The organism is Streptomyces sp. NPDC090022 (assembly GCF_044748145.1).
Taxonomy (GTDB): domain Bacteria; phylum Actinomycetota; class Actinomycetes; order Streptomycetales; family Streptomycetaceae; genus Streptomyces.
Map to the genome: position 1 here is coordinate 81,882 of NZ_JBIVFN010000030.1, position 7,283 is coordinate 89,164.

At 74.3% G+C, this 7,283-nt stretch carries 7 protein-coding genes; all 7 read left to right on the plus strand.

What is annotated here, in order from left to right; translation table 11 throughout:
- Positions 1–7: 7 nt before the first annotated feature.
- The 7 genes from ACIPXB_RS32905 to ACIPXB_RS32935 all read left to right on the plus strand — a co-directional run bounded on the left by ACIPXB_RS32905 (position 8) and on the right by ACIPXB_RS32935 (position 7,068).
- Positions 8–1,861 carry an AMP-dependent synthetase/ligase gene (locus ACIPXB_RS32905; protein ID WP_401455906.1) on the plus strand — a complete coding sequence of 618 codons (1,854 nt, stop codon included), beginning with the start codon at positions 8–10 and terminating at the stop codon, positions 1,859–1,861.
- Between the two features lie 134 nt (positions 1,862–1,995).
- Positions 1,996–3,573: an alpha/beta hydrolase gene (locus ACIPXB_RS32910; protein WP_401455908.1), complete on the plus strand. Its 1,578-nt coding sequence runs from the start codon at positions 1,996–1,998 to the stop codon at positions 3,571–3,573.
- Positions 3,574–3,782: 209 nt separating this feature from the next.
- A complete protein-coding gene (locus ACIPXB_RS32915) occupies positions 3,783–4,610 on the plus strand; it encodes a hypothetical protein (protein ID WP_401455910.1) in 828 nt (275 codons plus the stop codon).
- Positions 4,611–4,679: 69 nt separating this feature from the next.
- A complete protein-coding gene (locus tag ACIPXB_RS32920; RefSeq protein WP_401455913.1) occupies positions 4,680–4,937 on the plus strand; it encodes an Arc family DNA-binding protein in 258 nt (85 codons plus the stop codon).
- Entirely contained in the window at positions 4,934–5,314 is a 381-nt protein-coding gene (locus ACIPXB_RS32925; RefSeq protein WP_401455915.1) for a hypothetical protein, read from the plus strand. Before ACIPXB_RS32920 ends, ACIPXB_RS32925 begins: the two co-directional genes overlap by 4 nt.
- 106 nt (positions 5,315–5,420) lie before the next feature.
- Positions 5,421–6,305 (plus strand): DNA-processing protein DprA, encoded by an 885-nt coding sequence (locus ACIPXB_RS32930; RefSeq protein ID WP_401455916.1) that lies wholly within the window; start codon positions 5,421–5,423, stop codon positions 6,303–6,305.
- Positions 6,306–6,498: 193 nt separating this feature from the next.
- On the plus strand, positions 6,499–7,068 hold the full coding sequence (locus ACIPXB_RS32935; protein ID WP_401455917.1) for a hypothetical protein: 570 nt from the start codon (positions 6,499–6,501) through the stop codon (positions 7,066–7,068).
- Positions 7,069–7,283 lie beyond the last annotated feature (215 nt).

The following is a 7,283-nucleotide window of genomic DNA, read 5'->3' on the forward strand; positions in this document are numbered from 1 at the left end:
GGTCGCCGTGGAGGTCCAGCCGCAGCTGGTGGAGCCCGTCAGAACCGTGGTCGACGGGGTGGTGCGCGAAGTGTCCGTCCCCGCGCTCGCCGTGCCGCCCGCGACCGGGTCGCTCGGGGACATCCCCTTCGACAACGCCGAACAGGCGCCGGCCGACCCGGTCCTCGCCCGCAAGGACCGCGACGGCGTCTGGCAGGACGTATCGGCCGCCGAGTTCCGCGCCGAGGTGCTCGCCGTCGCCAAGGGGCTCATCGCCGAGGGGCTCCGGCCCGGCGACCGGCTCGCCATCATGGCGCGCACGACGTACGAATGGACCCTCCTCGACTTCGCCGGATGGGCCGCGGGCCTGGTCACCGTCCCCATCTACCCGACCTCCTCGGCCCTCCAGGCCCGCTGGATCATCCACGACTCCGGGGCCGTCGCCTGCGCCGTCGAGGACACCGTCCAGGCCCGCCTGATCAGCGGCGAACGGGCCCACCTGCCCGGCCTCGCGCACCTGTGGGAGTTCGACACCGGCGCCATCGCCCGCCTGATCCGTGCCGGTGAGCACATCCCCGACGCCCTCGTCCACGAGCGCCGCGCGCTCTGCTCGCCCGACACCGTCGCCACCGTCATCTACACCTCCGGCACCACCGGCCGGCCCAAGGGCTGCGTCCTGACCCACGGCAACTTCTTCGCCGAGGTCGACAACGCCGTCGAACTGCTCCACCCCGTCTTCAAGGCCGTCAGCACCGACCCCGCCTCCACCCTGCTCTTCCTGCCGCTCGCCCACGTCTTCGGCCGGATGGTCGCCGTCGGCTGCCTGCGCGCCCGCGTCCGCCTCGGGCACGCGCCCAGCATCCGGACCGAGGACCTGCTCGCCGACTTCGCCGGCTTCCGCCCCACGTTCCTGCTGGCCATCCCGTACGTCCTGGAGAAGGTCTACAACACCGCCCGCGCCACCGCCGAGAAGATGGGCCGCGCCGCCTCCTTCGACCGGGCCGCCAAGGTCGCCCGGAGCCTGGGAGAGGCGGTCGAGGGCCGCCGGCCGGGCCTGGGCCTGCGCGCCGCCCGCGCCCTGTACGACCCGCTGGTCTACCGCCGGATCCGCGAGGCCCTCGGCGGCCGCGTCCGCTACGTCATCAGCGGCGGCTCCCCCCTCGGCCGCCGCCTCGCCGCCTTCTACGGCGGCGCCGGCATCGAGGTCTACGAGGGCTACGGCCTCACCGAGACCACCGGCGCCAGCACCGTCACCCCGCCCCAGGCGCCGCGCCTGGGCACGGTCGGCCTGCCCATGCCCGGCACGGCCGTCCGCATAGCCGACGACGGCGAGGTGCTGCTGCGCGGCCGGCACGTCTTCGGCGGGTACTGGAACACCGGTTACGGCACCCAGCCCGGCGCCTGGTTCGCCACCGGCGACATCGGGGAACTCGACGCCGACGGCTACCTCACCATCACCGGCCGCAAGAAGGACCTGATCATCACCTCCGGCGGCAAGAACGTCGCGCCCGCGCCCCTGGAGGACTGGCTGCGGGCCCACCCGCTGGTCGGCCAGTGCATGGTCGTCGGCGACAACCGCCCGTACATCACCGCCCTGATCACCCTGGAGCCGGACGGGCTCGCGCACTGGCGCCAGATGCACAAGAAGCAGCGGGTGCCGCTGCCCGAGCTGGTGCGGGACGAGGAGCTGCTCGCCGACCTCCAGAGGGCCGTGGACGAGGCGAACAAGCTGGTCTCGCGGGCCGAGTCGATCCGGCGGTTCGCGGTCCTGCCCGGCGAGTTCAGCGAGGCGCGCGGCCACCTCACCCCGTCGATGAAGCTGAGGCGGGGGGCGGTCGCGCGGGACTACGAGCGGGAGATCGAAGGCCTCTACCGGCGGTAACGGGCGGGAGCGGGGCCCGCCGCCTAGGGTGGGACGGGTCAGGTCGGGCCGTCGTCCGGGGGCCGTCGTCCGGGGGCCGTCGTCCGGGGGCCGTCGTCCGGGGTCGTCGTCCGGGGGCCGCCGAGGAGGGTGCCGTGCACCGTTCCCGTGTCGCCACCGCTGCCGGCTGCCTCGCCCTGGTCGTCGCCGCCGCCGGCCCGGCGTCCGCCGGGCCGGCCCGGGGGACGGAACCCGCGGTCGCGACTCCCGCCCCTGCGGCCACCCCCACCCCCGCCGGCATCCGCTGGGGCAGCTGCGAGCGCGTGCGGCCCGACGCGCCCGCCGCCCTGCGCTGCGGCACCCTCACGGTCCCCCTCGACCACGCCGACCCCGCCCGGGGAACCCTCGACATCGCCGTCGCCCGGCTCCCGGCCACCGGCGGCAAGCGCCTCGGTTCGCTCGTCATGAACTTCGGCGGGCCCGGCGCCTCCGGCATCGAGAGTCTCACCACCGACCACACGCTGTTCGCCGACCTCGGCGAGGCGTACGACCTGGTCGCCTTCGACCCGCGCGGCGTCGGCCACAGCCGCCCCGTCAGCTGCGGCCCGCGCCCCGACAACGGGGACGGCGGGGCCGAGGACGACGCCGTGTCCCGGCTCGCCGACCTGCGCGCGCAGGCCCAGCGGTGCGCGCGGCACTCGGGCCCCGTCCTGCCGTACATCGGTACCGTCCATGTCGCCCGTGACCTGGACCTGCTGCGCCGCGCCCTGGGCGAGGACAAGCTCGACTACCTCGGGTTCTCGTACGGCACCCGGCTCGGCGCCGTCTACGCCGCCCAGTACCCGCGCCACGTCGGCCGGATGGTCCTCGACGGCGTCGACACCCTCACCGCACCGCTCACCGAGCAGGCCCTCACCACCGCACAGAGCCAGCAGCGGGCCCTCGACCACTTCCTGACCTGGTGCGCCCACCGGCCGGGGTGCGTCTACGGCACCAACACCCGCACCGCGAAGGAGAAGGTGACCGACCTGGTGGCGCGGCTGAACCGGAAGCCGCTGGTCGGCAACGGCACGTACCTGACGGGCTCGGACCTCGTCGGCGTCATCGCGGACGCGCTCTACTCGCCCGAGGTGTGGCCCGCCCTCGCCGAGGGCCTGGCGCGCGCGGAACGGGACGACGACCCGACCGCTCTGATGGAGCTGGCCGAGCCCGAGCGGGACGACGGGACGGACGGTCCGTACGACGTGCCCCCGGACAACGCCGAGGCGGCGCTGGTGGCCGTGAACTGCGCCGACGACCCCGACCGGGGGGAGGAGAAGGCGCGTCCGGAGGTGGTGGCCCGGGAGGTCGAGGCGCTGCGGCCCGAGTTCGAGAGGGCGTCGGAGATCTTCGGGCCGTACCAGCTGCGGACGGTGCTGGCCTGCTACGGCCGGCCCGCCGGGACCGACCACATCCGCCGGATCGACCGCCCCGCGGGCTCCCCGCGGCTGCTGCTGGTCGGTACCCGCGGCGACCCGGCCACCCCCTACCGCTGGACGGAGGAGACCGCCCGCCGGCTCGGGCCGGCCGCGGTGGTGCTGGACTACAAGGGCGACGGGCACGGCGCGTACTACCACGCGCGGTGCGTACGGGAGCGGGTCGACGCCTTCCTGACCGGCGGCCGGCTGCCCGGCGGGACGATGTCCTGCCCCGCCGAACACGCCGAACGCGCCGAACGCGCCGACACCGGCTAGCAGTCGCCGTGCGTGGTACGGCCGACGGTGGCGAGCCCCGGCCTGTGACGGTGTAGGGTCCCCCCGACGCGGCTTGAACGCGTTCAAGATCCTCGGGGGCGGCCATGCAGCAGCGCGACGAGCCGGTACGACCGGCCCGGCGGCCCCGGCCGGCCAGGCACCGGCCCTCGCGGTGGCCGCCACGGTGGCCGGCACCGGGGGCCGAGTCCGTGGCGATGGCGCAGATCGTCCTCCTGCTGGTCTTCGACGTCGTCACGACCGGCCTGCGCGACGACCACGGCGTGGGCCACGGCGGAACGTACCTGTTCTCCTTCCCGCTGCTGTTCTGCTTCCCGCCCCTCCTCGTCGGGCTCGGCTACCTGCACGCCCTCACCCTCACCGTCCCGGCCGTGACCCTGTCGCGGAGGCTGTCCCGCCGCTTCCCCGGCGTGCGCGTCTCCTGGCTCTGGCCGCCCGTGCTGCTGACGGCCTGCGCGGCGGTGGTCGCGCTGCTGCCCACCGCCGTGGGAGCGCCGTACACCGCGTCCTGGGCCTGTCTCACGGCCAGCGGGCTGCTCCCGCTCGTGGCCGCCGAGTACGCGCGCCGCCGCGGCCGCTCGCCGCGGTTCATGCTGAAGCGCACGGCCATGGCGACCGGCGCGGTCCTGCTCGCGACCCTGCTGGCGGCCCTCCTCGGCGCCGACGCGTGGACCTACCGCCCGCCGCGGCTGCCGCGCGCGGAGTACGTCGGCACGTGGACGGGCGACGCGGGGGCCCGCCTGGTGCTGCGCGCCAACGGCGAGGCGGTGGCCGAGCATCTCCCGGTGGAGCCGTGGGGCCCGGCCGCCACGGAGACCTGCTCCTCCGGCGCGGGCACGTGGGAGTTCACACCGGGCAGCGCCCACTCGGTCTCGGGCCGCGACGCGGCCGAGGTCCGGATCGAGGGCTGCGCCCACCCGATGACCTGGGAGATCGCGGGAACCCGCGAGGCCCCGCACCTCTTCGTCCTCCTGGGCGACCCGGACACCGGCGACCTGCACGTCCTGCGCAAGCGCTAGGGCACGGGTATGGGTACGTACCCGTACCCATACCCGTCTATCCTGGGCCGGGTGGGAAGGAGCCCGACGATGCCCGATGCCAATGTCCGGATCCCCGAGGAAGCCCGCGACCGGCTCGCCGCCATAGCGGCCGCCGAGGGCCTGTCGCTGCGCGCCTACCTGGCCCGGCTGGCGGACACCCTGCTGACGCCCGGTGAGCGCGCCGAGCGCGCCGAGAAGGCGCAGGCCGAGCTGAGGGCGTGGAACGGGTACGCGCCCACGAAGGCCGAGCAGGACGACCTCGACAGCGAGCTGGACCGCAGGCTGGGGCAGGTGCAGCGGCCGTGAGCGATGCCGTGCACATCGTCCTGGACCAGACGGCCATGGCCGCGCTCGGCCAGGGAAACGTCCTGGCCTCCCGGCTCGTCCATCGCGCCCATGCCGAGGCGGGCTGGTTCCTGTACGCACCGGCGTGCGCGCTGGTCGAGGCGGACCGCGCCCGGCCGGGAACCGCCGAGCACCTGGCCGCACTGCCGGGCATCACGGTGCTCGACCTGGACCTGCCCGCCGTGCTCGCGGTGGCCGGGCAGGACACGTGGGGCCCCGCCCACAGCCGTCACGCGGCCCAGCCCACCCCGGACCGCCCGGACGGCGCGGTCATCGCGACGACCACACCCCACCGCTGGGCGGGCGAACCGGTCCGGGTCCTGGACCTCAGCCCCTGACGGGGCCGCCGGGTGACCGGAGTGGCCAGTGGCCCCCACCGTGATCGCGCGTGTGTTCGCTTCCGAAGTCTCGTACGTCCAGGTAGCCCCTCCCTATACTTGCCGCATGGACCAGGAGCTGGAGCGAGCCGCGCTCGTCGCGCTGCTGCGACGCGGTGACCGTCCCTGGCCCGAGCTCACCGACCAGATCGAGGCCGTCGGCAGCGCCCGCGAGATCCTCGACGGCGCACTCGACCCGTCGGGTCAGGGCGCACTCTTCGACACCACTCCCGCCGTTGACCTGGACGCCGTGGTCGCCGAGATCGACGCGTGGGAGCGCGAGGGCCTGCGCCTGGTCACGATCCTGGACGAGGACTACCCGCTCTACCTGCGACTGGTCCACCAGCGCCCGCCCTTGCTGTTCCTGCGCGGCACCGCGATGGAGGACGATCTGCGGGTCGCCGTGGTCGGCACCCGCACCCCCACACCGGAGGGCACCGCTCACGCGCGCGCCATCGCGGGCGGCCTCGCCGAGCGGGGCGTCACCGTCGTCAGCGGTCTGGCGGCGGGCATCGATACGGCCGCGCACACGAGCGCCCTCGCCGTGGGCGGCCGGACCGTCGCCGTCATCGGCACCGGCCTGCGCCGCGCCTATCCGGCCCAGAACGCGCACCTTCAGCAGGAGATCGCCGCACGGGGACTGCTGATCTCCCAGTTCTGGCCGGACGCGCCCCCCTCGAAGACGTCCTTCCCGATGCGCAACGCCGTGATGAGCGGCTACAGCCTGGCCACGGTCGTGGTCGAGGCGGCTTACCGCAGCGGTGCGCGCATGCAGGCCCGGCTGGCCCTGGAACACGGCCGGCGGGTCTTCCTCATGCGCTCCCTCATGACGCACGAGTGGGCGCGCGAGTACGCGGCCCGGCCCAACACCACGGTGATCGACGGTCCGGACGACGTCTTCCGCGTACTCGACTCCCTCGTCCCCTCCGCGGGCGAGCTGACCTGGGCGTAACCGGCGGACCCGGGTGGTGTCCGTCGTCGGGCTGTCCGCCCGTTACGCCAACTTCCTCGTCCACCCTTTACGTCCCGGCCCGGGCGTCTGCCAGGTCTGTCACGGGCCGTCGAACGCGGGGTATCCCACGTGCTGGCAGTGCCACCAAGCCGGCAGGATCCTCGGCGCGAGCGCCGCCGACGCCGTGGTACCGGTGAGCCTGGCACTCAAGGGTGAGCAGTACGCCAACGAACTGTGGCGCTACAAGAACGCGTCCGGCCCGCAACGGCAGTACTTCCGCATGGGGCTGGCGGCGGTCCTGTGGCGCTTCCTCGTCCTGCACGAGGCCTGCATCGCCACCCACTGCGCAGTGCCCGGCTTCGAGCTCGTCACCACGGTGCCCAGCACCAGCGGCCGCGAGAGCCATCCGCTGCGCGTGATGGTGGCCGACATGGTCGAGCACACCCGCACCCGCTACCGTGACCTGCTCGCTGCCGTACCGGGCGCCGCCGTCCTCGGCCGTACGTGCACAGCCGCCCGCTACCAGTCGGGGGCACTGCGCGGCGAGCACGTCCTGCTCGTCGACGACACTTGGGCCACCGGCCACCACGCCCAGTCGGCAGCGGCGGCCCTCAAGGCCGGCGGAGCGGGCACTGTGGCCCTCGTCGTCCTCGGACGACACCTCAACCTCACGTACGGCGACACCGCGACGCACGTCGAGCAGGCGCGGCTGCGCCGCTTCACCTGGGACGTGTGCGCGCTTCGGCCTGGGGGCCACACCTGAGGCGGGGGTGGGTGCGGGGCGGGGTGACCTTGTCCCCTTCACGTTGGGCGTTGTGGGGGTTCCGGGGTCATCCCGTCAGTCCTTGACTGTCCTTCCGTGCCGGGCCGGCCTGTCAAGAGCCAAGGCCGCGTAGTTAAGGGCTCGCCCGTTCTGTCAAGCGGTTCGGGGAAGTCGGGGCACGAGGACGGGGCTCCGCGTAGGACAGGAAGTCGACC